Genomic DNA, 22,159 nt, shown 5'->3' with positions numbered 1-22,159 from the left:
TCACCGCTGCCGCTCGTTGTCCTATGCGCTCTTGCGCTTCATCCCGTCCAACGCGGGCCGAGTTGGGCGGGCATTTTGATGTCGGCTCCGGGCTTGGCCTATGGGCCGCTTGGCGATCGCTGCGCGCATCTTTGCGTCGACATGCAAAACCTGTTCGCGCCACCTTCGGAATGGGCAACCCCCTGGATCACCCGGGTCCTTCCGAGGATTGCCATGCTGGTTGGAAGAAAGACCGAGCAGACAATCTTCACCCGGTTCATTCCGGCGAGGAAGGCGGGCCAGGGCGCCGGCACCTGGAGGCGCTATTACGAGCGCTGGGCCTCGATGACGATCGAGGCTGTAGGCGCGGAGATGGTGGACCTGCTGCCTGATCTGCGTGCTTTTTGCCCGCCGGCGCAAGTGATCGACAAGCATATATATTCGCCTTGGCCGGAAGGCAGGCTACAGGCCGAGCTTGCCAACCGTCGGATCGATACGTTGGTGGTCACCGGCGGTGAAACCGATGTCTGCGTGCTTGCGACCGTTCTTGGCGCGATCGACATCGGCTACCGAGTCGTGCTGGTGACGGATGCGCTTTGCAGCTCTTCGGACGCAACTCACGACGCGCTGATGACCGTCTACCATCAACGGTTTGCCCAGCAGGTCGAGATGGTCGAGATGGAGGTCGTTCTGTCGGCTTGGAATTGAGGGGCGCTGCTACGCCTCGAGGTCGATCAGCGCAATGCCAAGCTCGGAACGCCTCCTGCGGCGCAGGTGGCCGGGCGATTCCAGCACCGTGACCTCCAGCGTGGGTTGCACGAAACCTTCAAGCAGATGCCCGCCGCGCGTCGACCCGTCGCCTAGACCGAGCACGGCATGCACGTGCAGACTGGGTTTGCCACCATCGTCGACAGCGATGTCGCCAATAGCGCTTAGCACCTCGCACTGCTCCTGGACAGGAATCCTGCGGTAGGATTTCGACTGAAAATCGAACCAGCCAACCACCGCTTTCTCGAATGCCCCGATTGCGCTCAGCGACGCCGCGGTGATCCCCTGCCCGGCAGCAAAGTTCGTCAGGCAAGCGAAAGCTTCCTCGCCCGGTTCCAGCACGACCACAAAGGTCCTTTGTCCCGACGTTTCCGCGATCAGCTTCGATTTCATGATCAACACCGCTCCAATTGTCTCGGTGCAGAACTCGAAATCGAGCTGTCTGTTCCGCGCTTGATGTCGAGGCCGCGAAGCACCTTTTTGTGAGGGGGCGGGCCTTTCGCCCCTGATTTCGGAACAATGCTTCGGCTCATTGGTTAGCGCCAATAATCAGCCAGCGACGGAGCGAGCCATGTCCCAGCCTTCAGCCTTATCCGCGACTGGCCTCAACCGACGAAGCTTCATGACTGGCACAGCCTCTGCCGCTGCCGCGGTGCCTTTGCTGGGCTCACCCGTGAAAGCGGAGGCTGCCCATGGCTCTGGCGCGGAACTCAGGCAGCCGGTCGTCACATCGCTGCGCATCAACAAGCAATCCTACGAATTGTCGATCGACCCTAGAACGAGCCTGCTCGACGTTCTGCGCGATCATGCCGGGCTGACCGGCACGAAGAAGGGATGCGACCACGGCCAGTGTGGCGCATGCACCGTGCTGGTCGACGGCAAGCGCGTCCTTTCCTGTCTCAGCTTCGCGGTGATGAATGGCGGCAAGGAGGTGACGACCATCGAGGGGCTGGCCTCGAGCGACGGCGCCCTGCACCCTATGCAGCAGGCCTTTATCGATCATGATGCCTTCCAGTGCGGCTACTGCACGCCGGGCCAGATCATGTCGGCAATCGGCTGCGTGAACGAAGGCCACGCGCAATCCGAAGGCGACATCCGAGAATATATGAGCGGCAATATCTGCCGCTGCGCCGCCTACCCGAACATAGTCGCCGCGATCATGCAGGCGCGTGATGAAACAAAGGGAGCCTGAGAGATGCGCCCCTTCGTTTACGAACAGCCGACCGAGATCTCAACTGCTGCGGCGATGGCCTCTCGATTTACCAGACGTGACGATCAGCCGACCCGGGCGAACGCGCAGTTCATTGCCGGCGGCACCAATCTTGCCGACTACATGAAGCTTGGCGTCGCTCAGCCGGATCGGTTGCTCGATCTCAACCGGCTGGCCGATCCCGGTTTGCGCCAGATCAGGGTAACGGACGACGGCATTCGCTTCGGCGCGCTCGTGCGCATGGGAGAGGCCGCTGACCATCCCGACGTGAAGCGTCGCTATCCGGTGATCGCGGATAGTCTCAAGCTCGCGGCGAGCGGCCAGATACGCAACATGGCGAGCCTGGCCGGCAATATCCTACAGCGGACCCGTTGCGAATATTTTCGCGAGACGTCTTGGGCTTGCAACAAACGCGTGCCCGGATCCGGCTGCGCGGCGATGGAAGGTTTCAACCGGCAACACGCGGTGCTGGGCGCCAGCGACGCATGTATCGCCACCTACCACGGCGATTTTGCGCAGGCGCTGATGGCGCTTGATGCCATCGTTCATGCGGAGGGCGCGCGCGGCGCGCGAAATATCCCGTTCGCCAAGCTGCATCGCCAGCCCGGCGACACGCCCCATATCGAGACCGATCTCGCCGCCGACGAGATCATCACCGCCATCGAAGTGCCCGCCATCCCGTGGGCGCGGCGCTCGCTTTACCTGAAGATTCGAGACCGTGAGTCCTACGCCTTTGCGTTGGCCTCGGCGGCCGTCGCACTCGATCTCGATGGCGACGGCGTTCGCGAAGCGCGGATCGCCCTAGGCGGCCTCGCCACGGTGCCTTGGCGCGCCGGCAAGGCTGAAGAAGTCTTGCAAGGAAAGCCGCTTGATGAGCACTCGGCCACGATTGCCGCAGATGCCGCCTTCGCCGACGCCGTACCGCGCCAGCACAACGCATTCAAGACCGAGCTCGGCAAGCGAACGCTGGTGCGCGCGCTGCTCGAAACCCGCGACATGAAGGTGTGACCATGGACGCTGCCGCTCCAAGACCCAAGGACAATCAGGGCGAACCGCTGCCGCGCGTCGATGGGCGGCTGAAAGTTACCGGCCAGGCTCATTACCCGGCCGATCTGCCGACCGGCAACATTGCCTATGGTGCGTTGGCCACGAGCAGCATTGCCAAGGGGAAGGTGACGAAACTTCATCTCGACGACGCCCGGGCCGTGCCGGGCCTTCTCGACATCGTCACCTATGGCGACATGGATAAGGTCGAGAAGCCGAAATTCGGTAATTCCGGCGCGACCTCGGTGGGGCCGTTGCATGACCGGATCATTTTCCATGATGGGCAGATCATCGCGCTGGCTGTTGCCGAGACATTCGAGGCGGCCGAGGAGGCGGCTCAACTGATCCGCGCCGAGTACGAGGAAGAGAAGCCGACTGCGACTTTCGACAGCCCAGGGACGGCGACCATCCCTGCCGCCGGAAAGAGCCCTCTGTTCAAGGAGGACGTGAAGGCCGGCGATTTCGATGCGGCCTATGCCGGCGCCGCGGTCAAGATCGACCAGCGCTATTCGACGCCCACGCAGCACCACAACCCGATCGAGCTGTTCTCGACCACCGCCTTCTGGCAGGGCGACCAGCTTGTCGTGCACGAGCCATCGCAGAACGTGACCGGCTGGAAGGTGGAGCTTGCGCGGCAGCTGAAGATGGACCCTGGCAAGGTCCGCATCGTTAGCCCGTTCATTGGCGGCGCCTTCGGTTCGAAGGGGCCGATGACGCCGCGTACCGCAATCGTTGCGGTCGCCGCAAAGCGCCTTGGACGTCCTGTGCGCTGCGTGACCAGCCGGATGCAAGCGTTCGGCACGCAAACCTACCGGGCCGAAACGCGGCACCGCATCCAGATCGGCGCCGGCAAGGACGGCCGCATCGCCGCCTTCGCTCACGAAGGCTGGGAGGTGACGTCGCGTCCGGATTCCTATGTGGTCGGTGGCACATCCGCGACCGGCCGTATGTATGATTATGGCTCGATTCTCACTCACGTGTCCTTGGTGCAGGCGGACCGCAACACGCCGGGATATATGCGCTCGCCGCCCGAGACCCCCTATGTCTACGCGCTCGAAAACGCCATGGACGAGATGGCGGTGGCGCTCGGCATGGATCCGGTCGAATTCCGCCGGATCAACGAACCCAAGACGGAGCCGATCGGCAAGAAACCATTCTCCAGCCGTTCGCTTATCCAGTGCTACGATCAGGCGGCCGAGGCCTTCGGATGGGCGAAGCGCGATCCGAAGGTCGGCGCGATGCGCGACCGCGACTGGCTGGTCGGCATGGGCTGCGCGACGGCTATTTATCCCACCGCTGTCGCGCCCTGCGCGGCGCGGGTGCGCCTTACCGTCGACGGCGATGTGCGGCTGCAATGCGGTTCGCACGAGATCGGCACCGGCGTCCGCACCGTGGCCGCTCAGATGGCGTCGGAGCGGCTCGGCGTCGGCATCGACAAGATCAGCGTCGAAATGGGCGACAGCAGCCTGCCTCCCGCGCCCGTCTCGGGCGGTTCGATCTCCACGGCAAGCGTCTGTTCGGCGGTGCTCAAGGCCTGCGACGCTGTTCGCGCCAAGCTCTATGCAGGTGCGACCGCAGAGGGGGGGCCGCTTGCCGGCTCGCACAATGACGAGCTCGACCTCGCCGACGGAAAAATCGTGGCCAAGAGCGGTGCCTCCGCGAAGGTCGAGGATGTCATCAAGACCATGCAGGTCGGCGCGATCGAGGAATATGCCGAATTCGCGCCCAAGGGCGCGACGCCGGAAGCGCTGAAGAAGCTCTATGCCGGCACGCCGGAGTTTCATGGCGGCGAACAGGACGAGGATTCGGTGAAATACGCCTTCGGCGCCGAATTCGTGGAGGTTCGTATCAACCGCTACACCAGAGAAATCCGCGTCCCGCGCCTTGTCGGCGCGTTCGCGGCCGGCCGCATCATGAACACGCGTACGGCACGCAGCCAGTTGATGGGGGGCATGATCTGGGGCATCGGCCAAGCGCTGCACGAGGCGACCGAGATCGACCGGCGCTATGCGCGCTATGTGAATCGCGACCTGCAGGACTATCTCGTGCCGGTCAATGCCGACATCAAGGACCTGCAGGTGATCCTGGTTCCGGAGATCGACCATGCAGTCAACCCGGCCGGCGTGAAAGGCTTGGGCGAGCTCGGCAATGTCGGTACGGCGGCCGCCGTCGCCAGCGCGGTTTACCACGCAACAGGCAAGCGTATCCGCGACCTGCCGATCAGGATCGAGCAGTTGCTCGCTTGAGAATGCCTGATGATGGCAAGCCAGACGATGCATCGGCGTGGAGTGTCGATGCCAAGCTTGCCATCGGCATGGCGCTATTCGGATCGGCAACGCCTATCAGCAAGATCGTCACCGCCGCCATGCCGGTCTTCGTCGGCTCGCTGCTGCGCGTGGCGCTGGGCGCGCTGGTGCTGGTCCCCTTTATCGCGCGCGACCGCCGTGAGATCGGCAAGCTCTCCCGGCACGACTGGCTGCTGATCCTGGTGATCGCGCTCTTCGGCATGTTCGGCTTCTCGGCCCTGATGCTTTACGGCATGGCCATGGTGCCTGGTGCCGTGGGTGCCACCGTGATGAGCACGACCCCTGCCGTTACATCGGCTGCGTCGATGATCTTTCTGGGAGACCGGCCGACCTGGCGCAAGACCACCTCGGTCGTGCTCGCAGTCGTCGGGGTCTCGATCCTGCAACTTGGTCAGGGCGGCGAGGGACGTGGCGGCAGTCTTTTCCTTGGCTCGGCGCTCGTCTTTGCCGCCGTCTGTTGCGAAACAATCTATACGCTGATCGGCAAGAGGGCTTCGGAGACTGTCGATCCAGTGCTCGTCGCCTTCCTCGCTGCGGCGATCGCCGTGCCTGCCTTCATCCCGTTCGCGATCTGGCAATGGCATGACTTCCATCCCTCGCAGGTCGGCGCCACGGCCTGGCTTGCCCTGTTGTGGTACGGGGCCGGCACGCTCGCGCTTGGAAGCTGGTTCTGGTATTCCGGCGTCAGCCGGGCCGAGGGAGCGGTGGCGGCAGGTTTCATGGGCGTCATGCCGGCGTCCGCGCTGATCCTGTCATATCTGCTGCTCGACGAGCCGTTTCGTCTTGTTCATCTGGTCGGCTTTGCGAGCGTCTTTGCCGGCGTCCTGCTCGTCGCATGGGAGAGTGCGAGAGCGAACGGGTGACGCGCTATTCCTTCAGGCCGGCGACGCGCTCGAGAAGCGGCCGCTGCAGGATGGGAATGGCGCCGATTGTCGACATGACGAGATTCCTGAATGTCTGGACAAAGCCATTGGTCGACTGCGCCGTGGACAAAATCTGCTCGCTCAGTCTGATCCAACGATGCCCTACTGGCCGGCGCTCATCCGTGTAGCCTGCAAGCGTGCCGTCGTTGAAACGTCTTGCGAAGCAGGCTGCGTCCTCGATGCCAAGATTCATGCCGCGGGCGCCGAGCGGCGAGTGCACATGGGCTGCGTCGCCGCCGAGGAAGACGCCCGCCGCCTGGTAGCGGGTCGCCTGCCTGGCGGGGATATGGAAGTTATCGATCCGCAGCACCTGCGATACATGATACTCGCCCGGAATATGCGCCAGCGCGTCAGGCGTGTTCGAGACCGCGCGAAAACGATCGTTGCCGATCGGTATGATGAAGCCGACGCCACCGTCGCGATGCAGGAAGGCCTGAGCCGCATCCGGCTCGTAAGGCCACGATGCAATCTCCGCATCGGTGATGCTCCATCGCCGCTCGTGCGTGTAGCCTTCGAATTCGATGCCCAATGATTTGCGAACCGAGCTCTCGGCGCCATCGGCTCCAAAGACGGTGTCGACGCGGTGATCTTGCTCTTCACCATTTAGGCTGGTCCGAACCGTTATTTTTTCGCCCTGCTGGGCGAGGCCGACCAACTCGGTACGCCATTCGACGTCCACGCCAAATGTCGCCAGGGTGGCGGCCATGATCCTTTCGGTCTCGCGCTGCGGCAGCGACAGGAGGAAGTTGTATCGGTGCGGCAGCAGCGAGAAATCGATGATGGCGAGTTCGCGGGTTTCAGCATGGAAATGCGCGTGGCGGACCTTGAGCCCCTCGGCGAGCAGCTTACCGCTCACCCCCGACGCTTCGAGGACATCCAAGCTATGCGAGCTGATGCCCACGGCTTTGCTGAGCGGTGTAGGTCCGTCCTTCCTGTCTATGATGCGCGGGCGATCGCCACGCCGCGCAAGCTCCAGTGCGGCCGTCAGTCCCGTCGGACCGGCGCCGACAATGAGGGTGGACCTTTTTTCCTGGCGCACGACCATCGCCTTTCTTCAAACTATTGGCGCAATGCGGCAGCCGCCGGCGCTGCGATCCGATCGCAAGATATTGCAGAAACGGAAGCTGCTCGTCGCTCACGTGCGCAAGTCATCACAAAGCGGCGACGACGGAACCGATATCGAGCGGGGACGGTTTTCACATGGTCGACCGGATGTCGGATCCGGACCTCATCCAAGCCTGTTGGGCGGGTTCAACGGTAGAGAGACGTTTATGTTTCACATTGGCATTTGGATGCTGCCCATCGCGGGTATCCCTCTGATCTTCATTCTGATCTGGATGTATTTCCTCGCCAGGCGCCGAAGCCAGCGGCTGGCGCGAAAGAGGGACGGGTCGTCTCAGGCGACGGGGCGCCGCAACGACCGGGAAGGCTAGAGACCTAGGAGCCAGGTTGTTCAACATGTTTCATCCGGCCGGCAACGCATAGGCGATGACTTCATCGCCGACTTTCGTCTCCATGAAATGATGACCTCCAGGCGCGATGACGATGTACTGTCTGCCGTCGACCTCATAAGTCATCGGCGTTGTCTGGCCGCCGGCGGGAAGATCGACCTGCCACACCTGCTTGCCGGTCTTGATGTCGATCGCGCGCAGCTTGTTGTCGGTGGTCGCGGCGATGAAGATCAGCCCGCCGGCCGTTACCAGCGGGCCGCCATTGTTCGGCGTTCCGATGGTGAGCGGCAGCATGGACGGAATGCCGAATGGTCCGTTGTTGTCGGCGCTGCCGAGCGGCTCGTCCCATAGCGTCTTGCCGGTCTTGAGGTCGATGGCGCGGATGTGGCCATAGGGCGGCTTCGAGCAGAGCAGGCCGGTGGACAAGCGCCAGCCGGCATTGACGGCAATGGCGTAGGGCGATCCGGCCTGCGGATCGCCGATGTCCTTGGCCTTCTTCGAGCTGCCGCCCTTATCGATCGGCTTGAAGCCCATCTGATCCGCTTTCTCACGCGGGATGAGCTGGTTGTAGTTGGGCATGTCGTTGTAGTTGGCGATCAGCACGCCGCTGTCGGTGTCGACGGCGATGCTGCCCCAATCGGAGCCGCCATTGTAGCCAGGATATTCGATGAAGGGCCTGTCGACTGTCGGCGGCGTGTACTCGCCCTGATAGGACGCGCGATGGAACTGGATGCGACAGTAGAGCTGATCCAATGGACTCATGCCCCACATGTCCTTTTCGGTCAGCACTGGCTGGTCGAGATGCGCATAGCCGGAATAGGGTTGTGTCTTGGACAGCTTGTCCGGCTCGACGCCGCCGGAAGGGGCCTTACGTTCATCGACCGGGAAGAGCGGCTTGCCGGTCTTGCGGTCGAGCACATAGATCTGGCCTTGCTTGCTGGGCACGATGATGGCCGGGATCTTTCCGGTCACGGTCGGGAAATCGACCAGCGTCGGTTGCGAGCCGAGGTCATAGTCCCAAAGATCATGGTGCACAGTCTGGAAATGCCAGACCGGCTTGCCGGTCGTCACATCGATGGCGACGATGGACGAGTTGAACTCGTTCTCGAAATCCTTGCGGTCGACGCCGTAATAATCGACGGCGGCATTGCCGAGCGGCAGGTAGACATAGCCGAGCTGCGGATCAGCGGCCGCCACGGTCCACATGTTAGGGGTGCCGCGCGTGTAAGTATCGCCTTGAGGCGGCGCGCCGCCGCGGTCGGGGTGGCCCATGTCCCACGCCCAGGCGAGCTTGCCGGTAATGGCGTCGTAGCCCCGAACTACACCCGAGGGCGCGTTCTCGGCCTGCCCGTCCTTGACCTGCGCGCCGACGACCGCGATGCCGCGCACGATCGTCGGCGGCGCGGTGACGGAATACCAGCCGGGCACCGTCTCACCGATGCCCTGGTTGAGATCGACGCTGCCTTGCTGACCGAAATCCGAGCAAGGTTTCCCCGTCTTGGCGTCGATGGCGATCAGCCGTGCGTCCAGCGTTCCGTAGATGATCCTGGTGGCGCAGGCCTGATCGGCATTCGCGCCTGGAACGGCGAAATAGGCGACGCCCCGGCAGCTCGCGCCGTAGGGTATTGCGTTGTCCGGCACCTTCGGGTCGTAGCGCCATTTTTCTTTGCCATTTTTGGCGTCAGCGGAAATGATGATGCCTTTGGCCGAGCAGGCATAGAGATGGCCGCCGATCTCCAGTGGCGTGTTTTCCGGCGAATAGAGGTCTTTGGTTGCTCCGTTCGGCATGTCGCCGGTGTGGAATGACCAGGCGCGGGTGAGCTTGGAGACGTTCGCTGCCGTGACCTGGTTCAACGGTGAAAAGCGCGTCCCCAGTTCCGATCCGCCATAGACCGGCCAGTCATTGCCAGCTTGATGGATCGCGGCATCCCGCGGCGCCGGCGCGCCGTTCGGCGCAGGCTGCGCGGCAGGCGCCGGCGGTAGCGCCGGTTGTGACTGCGCCACGGCATTGATGTGCAAGAAGCCGAACGCGCCCAGCGCAATGACCGGCAGCAGCAAACCGGTCAGATAGGCGGCGTTTCGGCTGCCGCGGCCTGCCAGGTCGCGGAAGGCAGGGATGGCAAGCAGGACGAAGATGAGGATGATCGTGGGTGCGAGGACGCGCGGCACCAGCGCCCAGCCGTCAAGACCGACCTCCCAATAAGCCCAGGCCAGCGTTGCGAGCCAGGTCAGCACGTAAAGCCAGACGCCGGCCATGTTGCCGGCCAGCAGCAGGATGCCTGCCAGCAGCAACGCGATGCCGGCGGGCAGGTAATACCAGGAGCCACCAAGCGCGATCAGCCAGGCGCCGCCGCCGCCGATCAGCAGGCCAAGAATGACCAACAGAATGCCAATCAACGCTCGCCACCAGTAAGCGGCGCCGCGATGAAGCATGGCGCGATGAGAGTTGTTTGCTGCTGCGTCGGTCATGGCATTTTCCAGCGTGAAACAGATCGTGATGTCTGGCGAACGCATGGGAAGGGCTGTGGTTGCGGGTTAAATCCGCGACCCGGCCCCGGTTGCAGTCACCATTCTGTGATTCCGGCACTCGCTCGGAACCTTGGCGGCGAAAGCACCGTTAGGTGTCGTCAACTCTGAGTTTGCCTTCAGCAGAATCGGCGAGGGGATGCCGCAAATCTTCTCGAAAAACGCCAATGGCGTTGCGCGCTTTGTCATCTGGGGAAGTTGTGCCGTTCTGCTGATCGCCGCCGCGATCGGGATAATCCTGCCCCGTTCGGACCTGTTAACGGGAGTAGGTGAGCCCTTGGCGCAGCCGGTGCCGTTCAGTCACAAGCACCATGTCGGTCAGCTCGGCATCGACTGCCGCTATTGCCACAACGGGGTCGAAACCTCCTCTTCGGCGGGCTTGCCGGCAACCGAAGTCTGCATGACCTGCCATTCGCAGCTTTTCACCAACGCCGACATGTTGGCGCCGGTGCGCGCAAGCCTGGCCAGCGGCAAGCCGATCGAATGGCAGCGCGTCAACAGCGTTCCCGACTTCGTCTTCTTCAATCACGCGATCCACATCAACAAAGGCGTCGCTTGCGAGACCTGCCATGGCGAGGTCGACCAGATGCCGCTGACGATGCGGGCGCATACGCTGAACATGGAATGGTGCCTCGGCTGTCATCGTAATCCCGGACCTAATCTGCGTCCACCGCAGGACGTGTTGATGATGCACTGGCAGCCGCCTGCGAACATCGACGAGATCAGGCGGCAGCTGATCGGCGTGCTCGACATCCACCCCGAGACGATGACGGATTGCTATGTCTGCCATCGCTGACGACAGGCCTGGCTCTGCCATCGATATCGAGGCTCTGCGCAAGCGGCTGGCGCATGGCGGCGAAATATGGCGCAGCCTGGACGAGATCGCCGGCACTGCCGAATTCCGACGCTTCGTCGAGGCCGAGTTCCCAACAATCGCGGAACACCTGCCGGCAAAGCCTAGCCGACGGACGCTTCTCAAGCTGATGGGCGCCTCGCTGTCGCTTGCCGGGCTGGCCGCCTGCAGCAGGGCGGAAAGCATCGTGCCCTATGTGCGCCAGCCGGAAATCCTGATCCCCGGCAAGCCGGTCTACTACGCGACGACGCTGTCCGGCGACGGTTTCGGCATCGGCGCTATCGTCGAAAGCCATGAAGGGCGGCCGACCAAGGTCGAAGGCAATCCGGACCATCCGGCATCCCGCGGCGCCACCGACGCGGTGATGCAGGCGGCTGTGCTGACGCTGTTCGATCCCGACCGCTCGCGCACGCCACTCAAGGATGGCCGGCCGGCATCCTATGGCGACTTCCTCAAGGACATGGCAGCGCTGGTCTCGCGCTGGGCGGCATCGCAAGGGCAGGGCGGAGCCCTGCTGGTTGAAGCGACTACCTCGCCAACTCTCGCTGCGCAGTTGGATGCGCTGAAGGCGCGCTATCCGAGACTGAAAATCTACCGCCATGATCCGCTGGCAACGCCCGCGGCACATACGCTGTTCGGATCGCCGCTGGCGCCGATCTATCGCTTCGACCGTGCCGAAACGATCGTCAGCCTCGATGCTGATTTCCTCGGCGAGGGTCCCGGGCGGCTCGCCTATGCGCGCGACTTTGCTGCGCGACGACGTGTACGCGATCCGTCCGACCGGATGAGCCGGCTTTATGCGGTGGAGTCGACGCCGACAATCACCGGGGCTGCCGCCGATCATCGACTAGCGATCAAGCCAAGCGAGGTCGAATCCGTGGCTGCCGGGTTGAACGCAGCGTTGACCGGCCAAGCCGGAGAATCCGGCTCGCCGATCGACCAGGCCTGGATGAGGGCGCTGGTCGACGACCTGAGCGCGGCCGGCCGCAACGCGCTGGTCATAGCGGGTTCGCATCAGAGCGCCTTCGTTCAAGCCACCGCTTTGTCTGTCAATGCGAAGCTCGGCGCGCTCGGCAACACGGTCGAACTGATCGAGCCGCCGGATGCATTGCAGGTCGATGGCGATCTAGCCGCGCTGTGTGAGGCAATCGGCCATGGCGCGATCGATACAGTCGCGGTGCTGGGCGCAAACCCGCTGCATACGGCTCCAACGAGGCTCGATGTGCGCAAGGCGTTCTCCAGCCTGAAGCTTCTGGTCCATCACGGGCTCTACCGCGACGAGACGGCGTTCCTGGCGCACTGGCATGTGCCCGCGGTGCATGAACTCGAGAGCTGGAGCGACATCCGCGCCTATGATGGCACCGCTTCGCTGGTGCAGCCGCTGATCAAGCCGCTTTACGACGGCAAGAGCATGCATGAGCTGCTCGCCGTGCTTGGCGGCGAATTCGAGACCGATCCGCTGTCGCTCGTCCGGCAGCATTGGGCAGCGCTCGATGACGACGGCTGGAAGAAGGCGTTGCGCGACGGCATTGTCTCGAAGAGCGCCGCCAGGCCCGTATCCGTCACCGTGCCGCAGGACCTAGGCGGCTTAAGACCGAAGGCGAAAGCAGGTAACGGCATCGAAATACGGTTCGTTGCCGATCCATGGCTGCGCGACGGGCGTTTTGCCAACGCCTCATGGCTGCAGGAACTGCCGCGACCGCTGACCAAGATCGTGTGGGGTAATGCTGCGCTCGTTTCGCCCGCCACTGCCGAACGACTGAAAATCGGAAATGGCGAGGTTATCAATATCGCCTCCAACGGGGCGGACATCGATGCGCCTGCCTGGATCGTGCCCGGTCACCCGGACGAAACGATAACGCTTTCCTTCGGCTTCGGGCGAAAGGTCGGTTCCGTTGCTGCACTATCGGAAGGCTACGACGCCTTTCACTTGCGCCGTGGTTCGGAATGGGTCGCGACCGGCGTGGCCATCGCGCGCCATAACAGCAGCATGCGCGTCATCACTACACAGCAGCACCAGGCAATGGAAGGTCGCGCTATCGTGCGTCACGCGCCGCTCGAAGCGTTTCGGCAGGATCCGCATTTCGTCCGCAAGGATGCGCCGCCGTCACCAAAGGAAACGCTCTATCCCGGTTGGCGTTACGATCAGGAGGCCTGGGCGATGGCGATCGATCTTTCGGCCTGCATCGGCTGCATGGCCTGCGTTTCGGCCTGCCAGGCCGAGAACAACATCGCGCCGGTCGGGCCGGAGGAATGCGAGCGCGGCCACGAGATGCATTGGTTGCGAGTCGATCGCTACTATGCCGGTCCGCTCGACGCGCCCGAGACATTCTTCCAGCCGGTCCCTTGCATGCATTGCGAGAAGGCGCCCTGCGAGGTGGTCTGTCCGGTCAACGCCACGGTGCACACCCATGATGGGCTGAATGCGCAGGTCTACAACCGCTGCATCGGCACGCGCTATTGCTCGCAGAATTGCCCTTACAAGGTGCGGCGCTTCAACTTCCTCGACCACCAGTCGTTCGACAAGGACGAGGCAGGTCCGGAGCAGGGCGTGCACAATCCGAACGTCAGCGTGCGCTCGCGCGGCGTGATGGAGAAATGCACCTACTGCGTCCAGCGCATCAGCGCCAAGCGCATCCAGGCGCAGATCGAAAATCGCGACATCGCCGATGGCGAAGTGGTCACCGCCTGCCAACAGGCCTGCCCGACGCAAGCGATCACCTTCGGCGATCGCAACAAGAAAGATGCAAAGGTCGTCCGCGAGAAAAGCGCGCCGCAGAATTACGCGCTGCTGGAGGAGCTGAACACACGGCCCCGCACCACCTATCTCGGCAAGATCTCCAATCCGAATGGCAGGCTTGCCAAGCCAAGCGAGGCGATCGATGGCTGAAGCAAGCGCGAACAGCCCGGCGGTCCTGCGTGGCCGCCACGATTTTCCCGAGATCAGCGGGCGCATCGGCTCGATCGTGCTCAGCGGCCGCCTGCCGCGTCATTTCTGGACGGCGTTCTTCCTCTGCTTCCTGCTGGTCCTGCTGCTGCTTTACTCGATAACCTACCTAATCGCGGTCGGTGTCGGCGCTTACGGTATCGATATCCCGGTAGCCTGGGGCACGATGATCTCCAATTTCGTCTGGTGGATCGGCATCGGCCATGCCGGGACGCTGATCTCGGCGGTGCTGCTTTTGCTGCGCCAGCCATGGCGCGCCTCGATCAACCGCTTTGCCGAAGCGATGACGCTGTTTGCGGTCGCCATGGCCGGCTTGTTCCCGATCCTGCATCTCGGCCGTCCCTGGTTCTTCTACTGGCTGCTGCCGCTGCCCAATGTGCATATGCACTGGCCGCAATGGCGCAGCCCCTTGGTTTGGGATTTCGCGGCGATCGCGACCTACGCAACCGTCTCGCTGCTGTTCTGGTACATGGGGCTTCTGCCGGACCTCGCGGTGCTGCGCGACCGCGCAAGGTCGAGACGGGCGCAGCTCTTCTATGGCATATTGGCGCTTGGCTGGCGTGGCTCGGCCTATCATTGGTCGCGCTATCAGGTCGTCTATTTCCTGCTTGCGGCATTGGCCACGCCGCTGGTCGTTTCGGTGCACTCGATCGTCTCGCTCGACTTCACCTTCGCGATCACGCCCGGCTACCACTCGACGATTTTCCCGCCCTATTTCGTCGCCGGCGCGCTGCTCTCCGGCTTCGCCATGGTGCTCACAATTGCTATTCCGCTGCGTTGGGCCTTTTCGGTCGAGGACCTGATTACGGTCAGGCACATGGACAATGCCGCCAAGCTGATGATCGCCGCCGGCATGATCGTCGCCTATGGCTATGTCTCGGAGGCTTTTTTCGCCTGGTATTCGGGGGAGCCCTACGAACGCGCCATGATGGTGCAACGCGCCATCGGTCCCTACGCGCCACTGTTCTGGGTAATGCTCTGCCTGAACTGCGGCGTCCTGCAGCTTTTGTGGTTCCGCCGCATCCGACGCAACATGCCGCTGCTGTTTGCGATTGCGGTGGCCATCAACATCGGCATGTGGATTGAGCGCTACATCATTGTCGTGACGGGCCCAAGCCGCGATTACCTGCCATCCGCTTGGGGCGAGCAGTCGCTGACCTGGCTCGATTTCGGGATCCTGTTCGGCTCGATCGGCACTTTTTTCGCGCTCGTCTTCCTATTCATCCGCATCCTGCCCGCGATCACCATCTTCGAGGTCGAGGAAGTGGCTGAAGAAGAAGGCAAGCTCAGATGAGCCTCTACGGTCTCATGGCTGTGTTTGCCGACTCCGAAGCGCTCGTTGCGGCGGCGCGCCATATGCGCCAACGCGGCTATCGTCGCATGGATGCGTTCTCGCCATTTCCGGTGAAGGAGCTGGACGGGATATTGGAGATCCCAAAGACGCGGCTGCCCTGGGTCGTGCTCGCCGGCGGTATTGCCGGCGCCGCTATCGTCTATGCTCTGATCTGGTATTCCGTCGAAGTCGATTATCCCATCAATGCCGGCGGGCGGCCGCTGCATTCCTGGCCGCCTTTCGTCGTCATCGCCTTCGAGGCCGGCATCCTCGGCGCCGCCTTCGCTGGTTTCCTGGGTGTGCTCGCGGCCAACGGGTTGCCCCGCTACCATCACCCGGTCTTCAACGCCGGGAGCTTCAGCTATGCCAGCGGCGGCAAGTTCTATCTGCTGATCGAAGCGGCCGATCCGAAATATCGCAAAGGTGTGACCAGGGGTCAGCTGACGCGGCTCGGCGCCGAAACGGTCGAGGAGGTCGAGGCGTGAACGGCCTGCGCGTCGCGCTCGTCCTCGGCGCCCTGCTGGTCGCAGGCTGTCGGCAGGATATGGAGGACCAGCCGCGCTATGATCCTCTTGAGGCGAGCAATCAGTTCGCCGACGGCATGTCGGCGCGGGCACCGGTGACGGGCACTGTCGCGCGCGACGCCGATCTGACGCCGGTCCCGGACAAAATCCCCTATCCGATCACGATCGAGCTGCTGCAGCGCGGCCAGCAGCGTTTCGACATCTTCTGTTCGCCTTGCCACGGCCGCACCGGCGACGGCCAAGGCATGATCGTCCAGCGCGGCTTCCCGGCCCCGCCGAGCTACCATCAGGATGCGCTGCGCAAGGCTTCGGACCGGCACTTCTACGACGTGATCACCAACGGCTATGGCGCCATGTACTCCTACGCGGCGCGGGTGCCGTCACAGGACCGCTGGGCGATCGTCGCCTATATCCGCGCGTTGCAATATTCGCGCGACGCTCCAGTCGCCGAGCTTCCGCAAACGCTGCGCATGCGGCTCCAAGCGGAAACCTCGCCATGACCCGCGTCGAACAAGGCTTTCTGGCGGCCGGCGCCGCAGGAATTGTCCTGTGCGTGCTCGGGGCATCGCTCGATGCAAAGGCGATGCTGGGAGCCTGGCTCCCCGCTGCTCTCTTCGCGCTAAGCCTGCCGCTCGGCGCGCTGACGGTCGTGATGGTGCACGGGCTGACCGGCGGCCGCTGGGGCGAGGCGGTCCGCCAGCCTTTGCGGATCATGATCGCGATGCTGCCGTTTGCGCTTATCTTGCTCCTGCCGGTGCTGATGAGACTCGACCTGATCTTCCCATGGACCGGCGCCGGTCCCGCGACGCTGTCCGAGAAGGTTGGAGAGAAGCTTGCTTATCTCAACGTGCCGTTCTTCCTGCTGCGCTTTGCTGTCTGCGCGGCGATCTGGCTCGTTCTCACATGGATGGTGCTCGGCTCGACTTCAGAGGATTCCGAAAAAGCCGGCAACGGGAGGAAATATGCTCTTGGCCTGATCCTCCACGCGCTTGCCGTCAGCGTCTTTGCCATCGACTGGATGCTTTCGATCGAGCCGGAATTCACCTCGACGATCTATGCGCTTTGTGAGGCCTCCGCCGAAGTCGTCGGAGCTTTCGCCCTGGCGATCCTTGTGCTGGCCGCAAGACAGGCAGTGGAGGTCATGCCCGGCGGCGAGGAAGATGTCGCGCTTAGCGAAGATCTCGCCAACATGCAGTTCGGCTTCGTGCTGACCTGGATCTATCTTGTCTTCATGCAATGGATCGTCATTTGGGGGGGTGACCTTCCAGACGACATCCATTGGTACATCGTCCGCGCCACCGGCGGTTGGCAGTATCCGCTATGGCTGCTGATTGCCTTGCAGGTGGCTGCGTTCGCGGGCTCCCTCAACCGACCGCTCAAGCGCAGTCATGAAGGCCTGATCTGGCTGTCGGGAGTAGTTCTGGCAGGCCATTTCGTTGATGTGTTCTGGCGCATCCGGCCACCTCTCTTCGTCGGTGGCCCATTCGGATTCTGGCGCGATGTTGTTGCCTGGACCGGCGTCGGGGGCCTTTGGCTGGCGGCTTTCCTCTTCCTGCGGCGCCGGCCGGACAGGATTGCCTGGTGGAAGCGGGAGGTCGTCCATGGCTAAGACGCACCGCCATCCCGAGACGCGCGATGTCCAGCCGCGGATGCTGCTCGCTTTCGGCGGCGGGCTGCTGGTGTTTCTGGCCTTGGCCGCGATCGGCATGAAGCTCGCCTTCAACACCACGCCGAGCTGGCTGCTGCATCCGGCGAACGTCAGCCCGGAAACTCCCGATTTGCAGACTGCGCCAAGGCAAGATCTTGTCAAATTCCGCGCCGAGGAGGACCGCCAGTTGAAAATGCTCGGCTGGGTCGACCGCAAGGCCGGGATCGCTCGCATTCCGATCGGCGACGCCATGTGGGCGCTGGTCAGCAACGGGCTGCCGGATTGGTCGCAGTCGGACATCACAGCCTCGGAGCCTGCCGACTGCAACTTGCTCGGGGCTGCGGTTCCTCGAACGCCTCAGGCCAGGAAATGCCAGCAGCAAGGCGGCGGGACAGGGCGATGAGGAGCTTGTTAGCCGCCCTTTGTTTGTTCGTTGCTGGCGCGGCCTCCGCCGCCGAACGACCGACATTCGATCCGAAGCTCGGCGCGCAACTGACGCTGGACCGCGAATTGGTCGACGCCGGCGGCCTGAAGCAGACGCTTGGCGAGACGCTGAACGGCCGTCCGGCCCTGGTCATCTTCGGTTACGACAAATGCCCGAACCTGTGTGGCGTCACCCAGCAGGCCGTTGCCTCCGACCTGAAGAAGATATCGCTTCACCCGGCGGATTACCGCGGGCTGTTCATCTCGATCGATCCCGAGGAGACACCGGCCGACGCAGCGGCGGCGCAAGCCGAAATCGCTTCCGCTGCCGGTCCGGCGGGCCTGCCCGCCTGGCGGTTCCTGACGAGCGGTGATGGCGCCGGGGCGGCGCTCGCAGGCGAAGCCGGCATCACTTTCGATCGGCGCAAGGGGATCGACCAGTTCGTTCATCCGATCGCGGTCATCGCGCTCACACCGTCTGGCCGGATTGCCCAGGTGCTGCCGGCGCTGACCTTCACGCCGCGAGATCTCGAGCTTGCGCTGGTCGAAGCGTCGGAGAACAGGCTCGGATCGATTGCCGATCACGTCTTCCTGCTCTGCGCTGGCTTCGACAGTTCGAAAGGCCAGTATACGCCAGCGATCTGGGCGGCACTGAAAGTGGCCAGCCTGGCAACGCTGTTCGGCCTCGGCGCGACGGTGCTCTGGCAAGGCTGGGGGAGGGCCAGGTGAGCTTCGGCATCCCCTTCTTTCCCCAGGAGGCTTCATCTGAAGCCGGCCAGGTCGACGCGCTGTTCTACACGCTACTCGCCTTCTCGTTGGTTCTCGGACTGGCGCTCACCGGGCTGGTCGTCGGCTATGCTGTGAAATATCGCGTCGGCTCAAAGGCGGATCGAACAGGCAAGCGTTCCCGCAGCCTGCCACTGGAGATGAGCTGGACGGTCGCCAGCCTGGTGATCGCCTTCATCTTCTTCGGCTGGGGCGCGACGCTTTTCGTTCGCCGCGACCACCCGCCGGCGGACGCGCTCGAGATCACCGGTCTTGGCAAGCAATGGATGTGGGAATTCAGGCAGCCAGGCGGCCAGCGCGAGATCAACGAATTGCATGTTCCTGTCGGCAAGGCCGTCGTCGTGTCGCTCGCCGCGCAGGACGTCATCCACTCCTTCTACGTGCCGGCGTTCCGCATCAAGCAGGACGCGGTGCCGGGCCACACGACGCATATCTGGTTCATCGCCACCGAGCCCGGCCGCTATCACCTGTTCTGCGCCCAATATTGCGGTACGCAGCATTCCGAGATGGGCGGCTGGGTGACCGCGATGGCGCCCGAGCAATATGCCGCGTGGCTGAACAGCCAGGGCGAGGGCGAGACGCTTGCCGCGAGCGGCGAAAAACTGTTTCGCGCGCTGGGCTGTTCGGGATGCCATGGCGCGAGCAGCAAGGTGAGGGCGCCGTCGCTTGAAGGCATCTTCGGCCGGCCCGTGGCTTTGGACAACCAGCAGACGGTGATCGCCGACGAACGCTATTTGCGCGACTCCATCCTCGTTCCGAAGAAGGAGATCGCCGCAGGGTACGAGCCGGTCATGCCGAGCTTCGACGGCCTCATCGACGAAGGCGAACTGCAGATGCTTCTTGCCTATCTGAAATCGCTTTCGCCGCAACCAACGGCTGGAGCCAGGCCATGAGCCGCGCGGCGATGCAGGGCACGTATCTGGCGGAAGGCAGCGGGCCTCGCGCGTGGCTGCTGACCACCGACCACAAGCGCGTTGCATGGCTCTACCTGATCTCGCTGACGGCCTTCTTCTTCCTTGGCGGCGCCATGGCGGTGCTGATGCGGATCGAGCTTGCGACACCGGCCGGCGACCTCGTCTCCGATGACACCTACAACCGGTTGTTCTCGCTGCACGGCATCATCATGGTCTGGTTCTTCCTGGTGCCGTCGATCCCGGCGACGTTGGGCAATTTCCTTTTGCCGCTGATGATCGGCGCGCGCGATCTGGCTTTCCCACGGCTGAATCTCGCCAGCTGGTATGTCTTCATCTTCGGCAGCCTGTTCGCGCTGTTTGCGGTGGTGGCCGGCGGCGTCGACACCGGCTGGACCTTCTACACGCCGCTGTCGACGCTCTATGCCAACGGCTGGGTCTCGACCGCGGCCTTCGGCGTCTTCATCGTCGGCTTTTCGACGATCATGACCGGCATCAACTTCATCGTCACCGTGCACACGCTGCGCGCGCCGGGGCTCACCTGGTTCCGCCTGCCGATCTTCGTCTGGACGCTCTACGCCACCAGCCTGGTGATGGTGCTGGCGACCCCGGTGCTCGCCGCTTCGCTGATCTTGATCGTGCTGGAACGCGTCTTTGGGATCGGCATCTTCAACCCGGATCTCGGCGGCGATCCGCTGCTTTTCCAGCATCTCTTCTGGTTCTATTCGCACCCGGCCGTCTACATCATGATCCTGCCCGGCATGGGCGTGGTGTCGGAGGTGCTGCCCTGCTTCAGCCGCCGGCCGCTGTTCGGATACAAGGCGGTGGCAATCTCCTCGATGGCGATCGCTGTCTTCGGCTTCCTGGTCTGGGGCCACCACATGTTCGTCAGCGGGCAATCGGCCTATGCCGGCGTTGTGTTCTCGTTCCTGTCCTTCTGCGTCGCTATCCCCTCGGCGATAAAGGTCTTCAACTGGAGCCTGACGCTGCGCAAGGGCGAGATCAGCTTCGAGACGCCGATGCTTTACGCCCTGTTCTTCCTCGCGCTATTCACCTTCGGCGGTCTGGCGGGCCTATTCCTTGCCTCGCTTGCCGTCGACGTGCATGTCCACGACACCTACTTCGTCATCGCGCATTTCCACTACATCATGGTCGGTGGCATGGTGACGGCCTATATGGCCGGCCTGCATTTCTGGTGGCCGAAAATGACCGGCCGCATGTATTCGGAAACCGCGGGACGGATCGCGGCGACCGTCACGTTCGTCGGCTTCAACCTGACATTCTTCCCGCAATTTGTAGTGGGCTTCGATGGCATGCCCCGGCGCTATCATACCTATCCGCCGGAGTTCCAGTTCTGGAACGTGTTGTCGTCAGCCGGCGCGGTGGTGCTGGCGATCGGCTATCTGATGCCGTTGTTCTATCTCGGCTGGTCGCTGTTTCGCGGCACTCACGCGACCGACAATCCGTGGAACGCCACCGGGCTCGAATGGCAGACGAGCTCGCCGCCGCCGCCGCATAATTTCGAGACCATGCCGGTCGTGACGCGGCCGGCCTATGCCTATGACATGAAGGGGCTGGAGCACGAACGCTTCAGCCCGCACCGGGAGGAGGCGGCTCGATGAGCGGCACCGAAAGCATCGCTTTCGACACGCCCCAACGCGAACGGCGCGCCGATACTTTTGCGATGTGGGTGTTCATCGGCTCCGAGGCGATGCTGTTCGGAGCGATCTTCCTGGTCTTCCTCGTCGCCCATATCGATTTCGGCCCAGCCTTCGCAGCGGCTTCGAAACATCTTTCGCTGCCGCTCGGCACCTTCAACACGGCCGTGCTGATCACCAGCAGCTTCACCATGGCGCTGGCGCACAGGGCTGCGCTGCAGAGGCGCTGGCGCGCGACGGTCAGGGCGCTGGCCGCGACTGTTTCGCTGGGCGTGTGCTTCCTGATCGTGAAGGGGATCGAATACGGCAACGAGATTCACGAAGGCCTGGCGCCGCTTCTCGGCCTGCCGTTCCGCTATGCAGGACCGGATCCCGTGCACGCCGAATTCTTCTTCGGCCTCTATTTCATGATGACCTCGCTGCACGCGCTGCACCTGATCGGCGGCATCGTCGTCATCGCCGGCATGATCGCGCTCTGGCGGACCGCCAGCCCTGCCAACCGGCTGCGCCGGGTCGTGGCGGTCGGTCTCTACTGGCACTTCGTCGACATCGTATGGGTCTTCATGTTCCCCGTCCTTTACCTGATCAACCGATGAGCGAACTGCGCAAACTCACCTTCGGCTATCTCGGCCTGCTCGCGCTTCTGGCGCTGACGGTCGCCTCGTCCTTCGTTGATCTCGGTGGCTTCAACGTCGCGCTGAACCTGGCGATCGCTGCAGCGAAAGCAGTCCTGATTGCCCTGCTATTCATGCATCTCACCGGGACGTTGCCTCGGCTTGCTGTTGCGGCCGCCGGGCTTTGGCTGATTATCCTGTTCGGGTTGACCGTGATTGGCCGATAGCCGGCGCCAATTTCTACTCGGCGTATAG

At 63.2% G+C, this 22,159-nt stretch carries 20 protein-coding genes; 17 read left to right on the top strand and 3 right to left on the bottom strand.

What is annotated here, in order from left to right; all coding sequences use genetic code 11:
- The first annotated feature begins 78 nt into the window (after positions 1–78).
- Positions 79–687, top strand: a complete 609-nt coding sequence (locus tag FJ956_RS00930) for a cysteine hydrolase family protein (protein ID WP_140675820.1) — start codon at positions 79–81, stop codon at positions 685–687.
- A 9-nt stretch (positions 688–696) separates the two neighbouring features.
- On the opposite strand, the gene FJ956_RS00925 is transcribed toward FJ956_RS00930, so the two are convergent.
- Positions 697–1,140 carry a PPC domain-containing DNA-binding protein gene (locus FJ956_RS00925; protein ID WP_140675817.1) on the bottom strand — a complete coding sequence of 148 codons (444 nt, stop codon included), beginning with the start codon at positions 1,138–1,140 and terminating at the stop codon, positions 697–699.
- 229 nt (positions 1,141–1,369) lie between these two features.
- On the opposite strand from FJ956_RS00925, the gene FJ956_RS00920 reads away from it, so the two are divergent.
- The 4 genes from FJ956_RS00920 to FJ956_RS00905 are packed head-to-tail and all read left to right on the top strand — an operon-like array spanning position 1,370 to position 6,170.
- Positions 1,370–1,939, top strand: coding sequence for a (2Fe-2S)-binding protein (locus FJ956_RS00920; protein WP_246672038.1), 570 nt, complete (start codon positions 1,370–1,372; stop codon positions 1,937–1,939).
- A 3-nt stretch (positions 1,940–1,942) separates the two neighbouring features.
- Entirely contained in the window at positions 1,943–2,965 is a 1,023-nt protein-coding gene (locus FJ956_RS00915) for a xanthine dehydrogenase family protein subunit M (RefSeq protein WP_140675814.1), read from the top strand.
- A gap of 2 nt (positions 2,966–2,967) precedes the next feature.
- On the top strand, positions 2,968–5,247 hold the full coding sequence (locus FJ956_RS00910; protein WP_140675811.1) for a xanthine dehydrogenase family protein molybdopterin-binding subunit: 2,280 nt from the start codon (positions 2,968–2,970) through the stop codon (positions 5,245–5,247).
- A gap of 2 nt (positions 5,248–5,249) precedes the next feature.
- A complete protein-coding gene (locus tag FJ956_RS00905) occupies positions 5,250–6,170 on the top strand; it encodes a DMT family transporter (protein ID WP_181170170.1) in 921 nt (306 codons plus the stop codon).
- A 4-nt stretch (positions 6,171–6,174) separates the two neighbouring features.
- Here the strand turns inward: FJ956_RS00905 and FJ956_RS00900 are convergent, their stop codons facing one another.
- Together FJ956_RS00900 and FJ956_RS00895 are read right to left on the bottom strand one after the other, a co-directional pair.
- Positions 6,175–7,275: an FAD-dependent monooxygenase gene (locus tag FJ956_RS00900; protein WP_246672037.1), complete on the bottom strand. Its 1,101-nt coding sequence runs from the start codon at positions 7,273–7,275 to the stop codon at positions 6,175–6,177.
- Positions 7,276–7,693: 418 nt separating this feature from the next.
- Positions 7,694–10,150: a membrane-bound PQQ-dependent dehydrogenase, glucose/quinate/shikimate family gene (locus FJ956_RS00895; protein ID WP_210241582.1), complete on the bottom strand. Its 2,457-nt coding sequence runs from the start codon at positions 10,148–10,150 to the stop codon at positions 7,694–7,696.
- Between the two features lie 130 nt (positions 10,151–10,280).
- Here FJ956_RS00895 and FJ956_RS00890 point away from each other — a divergent pair, with 130 nt between their 5' ends.
- Genes FJ956_RS00890 through FJ956_RS00835 form a run of 12 tightly spaced genes read left to right on the top strand, consistent with a single transcriptional unit; the run spans position 10,281 to position 22,131 of the window.
- Complete coding sequence (locus tag FJ956_RS00890; protein ID WP_140675805.1) at positions 10,281–11,003, top strand: cytochrome c3 family protein; 723 nt, start codon at positions 10,281–10,283, stop codon at positions 11,001–11,003.
- Positions 10,987–13,950: a TAT-variant-translocated molybdopterin oxidoreductase gene (locus tag FJ956_RS00885; RefSeq protein ID WP_140675802.1), complete on the top strand. Its 2,964-nt coding sequence runs from the start codon at positions 10,987–10,989 to the stop codon at positions 13,948–13,950. Before FJ956_RS00890 ends, FJ956_RS00885 begins: the two co-directional genes overlap by 17 nt.
- A complete protein-coding gene (gene nrfD, locus FJ956_RS00880) occupies positions 13,943–15,301 on the top strand; it encodes an NrfD/PsrC family molybdoenzyme membrane anchor subunit (protein WP_140675798.1) in 1,359 nt (452 codons plus the stop codon). Before FJ956_RS00885 ends, nrfD begins: the two co-directional genes overlap by 8 nt.
- Positions 15,298–15,825 (top strand): DUF3341 domain-containing protein, encoded by a 528-nt coding sequence (locus tag FJ956_RS00875; protein ID WP_140675795.1) that lies wholly within the window; start codon positions 15,298–15,300, stop codon positions 15,823–15,825. The genes nrfD and FJ956_RS00875 overlap by 4 nt, the downstream gene beginning before the upstream one ends.
- Positions 15,822–16,364, top strand: coding sequence for a cytochrome c (locus FJ956_RS00870; RefSeq protein ID WP_140675792.1), 543 nt, complete (start codon positions 15,822–15,824; stop codon positions 16,362–16,364). The genes FJ956_RS00875 and FJ956_RS00870 overlap by 4 nt, the downstream gene beginning before the upstream one ends.
- Positions 16,361–17,473 (top strand): hypothetical protein, encoded by a 1,113-nt coding sequence (locus tag FJ956_RS00865; RefSeq protein ID WP_140675789.1) that lies wholly within the window; start codon positions 16,361–16,363, stop codon positions 17,471–17,473. The genes FJ956_RS00870 and FJ956_RS00865 overlap by 4 nt, the downstream gene beginning before the upstream one ends.
- Positions 17,466–17,915: a hypothetical protein gene (locus FJ956_RS00860; protein ID WP_140675786.1), complete on the top strand. Its 450-nt coding sequence runs from the start codon at positions 17,466–17,468 to the stop codon at positions 17,913–17,915. The genes FJ956_RS00865 and FJ956_RS00860 overlap by 8 nt, the downstream gene beginning before the upstream one ends.
- Positions 17,912–18,664, top strand: coding sequence for an SCO family protein (locus FJ956_RS00855; RefSeq protein WP_181170169.1), 753 nt, complete (start codon positions 17,912–17,914; stop codon positions 18,662–18,664). The genes FJ956_RS00860 and FJ956_RS00855 overlap by 4 nt, the downstream gene beginning before the upstream one ends.
- Positions 18,661–19,614 (top strand): cytochrome c oxidase subunit II, encoded by a 954-nt coding sequence (gene coxB, locus FJ956_RS00850; RefSeq protein ID WP_140675780.1) that lies wholly within the window; start codon positions 18,661–18,663, stop codon positions 19,612–19,614. The genes FJ956_RS00855 and coxB overlap by 4 nt, the downstream gene beginning before the upstream one ends.
- Positions 19,611–21,254, top strand: coding sequence for a cytochrome c oxidase subunit I (gene ctaD, locus FJ956_RS00845; RefSeq protein ID WP_140675777.1), 1,644 nt, complete (start codon positions 19,611–19,613; stop codon positions 21,252–21,254). The genes coxB and ctaD overlap by 4 nt, the downstream gene beginning before the upstream one ends.
- On the top strand, positions 21,251–21,886 hold the full coding sequence (locus tag FJ956_RS00840; protein ID WP_140675775.1) for a cytochrome c oxidase subunit 3: 636 nt from the start codon (positions 21,251–21,253) through the stop codon (positions 21,884–21,886). The genes ctaD and FJ956_RS00840 overlap by 4 nt, the downstream gene beginning before the upstream one ends.
- A complete protein-coding gene (locus tag FJ956_RS00835) occupies positions 21,883–22,131 on the top strand; it encodes a cytochrome C oxidase subunit IV family protein (RefSeq protein WP_181170168.1) in 249 nt (82 codons plus the stop codon). Before FJ956_RS00840 ends, FJ956_RS00835 begins: the two co-directional genes overlap by 4 nt.
- Positions 22,132–22,159: the final 28 nt, after the last annotated feature.

Source organism: Mesorhizobium sp. B2-4-3 (assembly GCF_006442815.1).
Taxonomy (GTDB): Bacteria; Pseudomonadota; Alphaproteobacteria; order Rhizobiales; family Rhizobiaceae; genus Mesorhizobium.
This window is presented reverse-complemented; position numbering and strand designations above follow the sequence as displayed.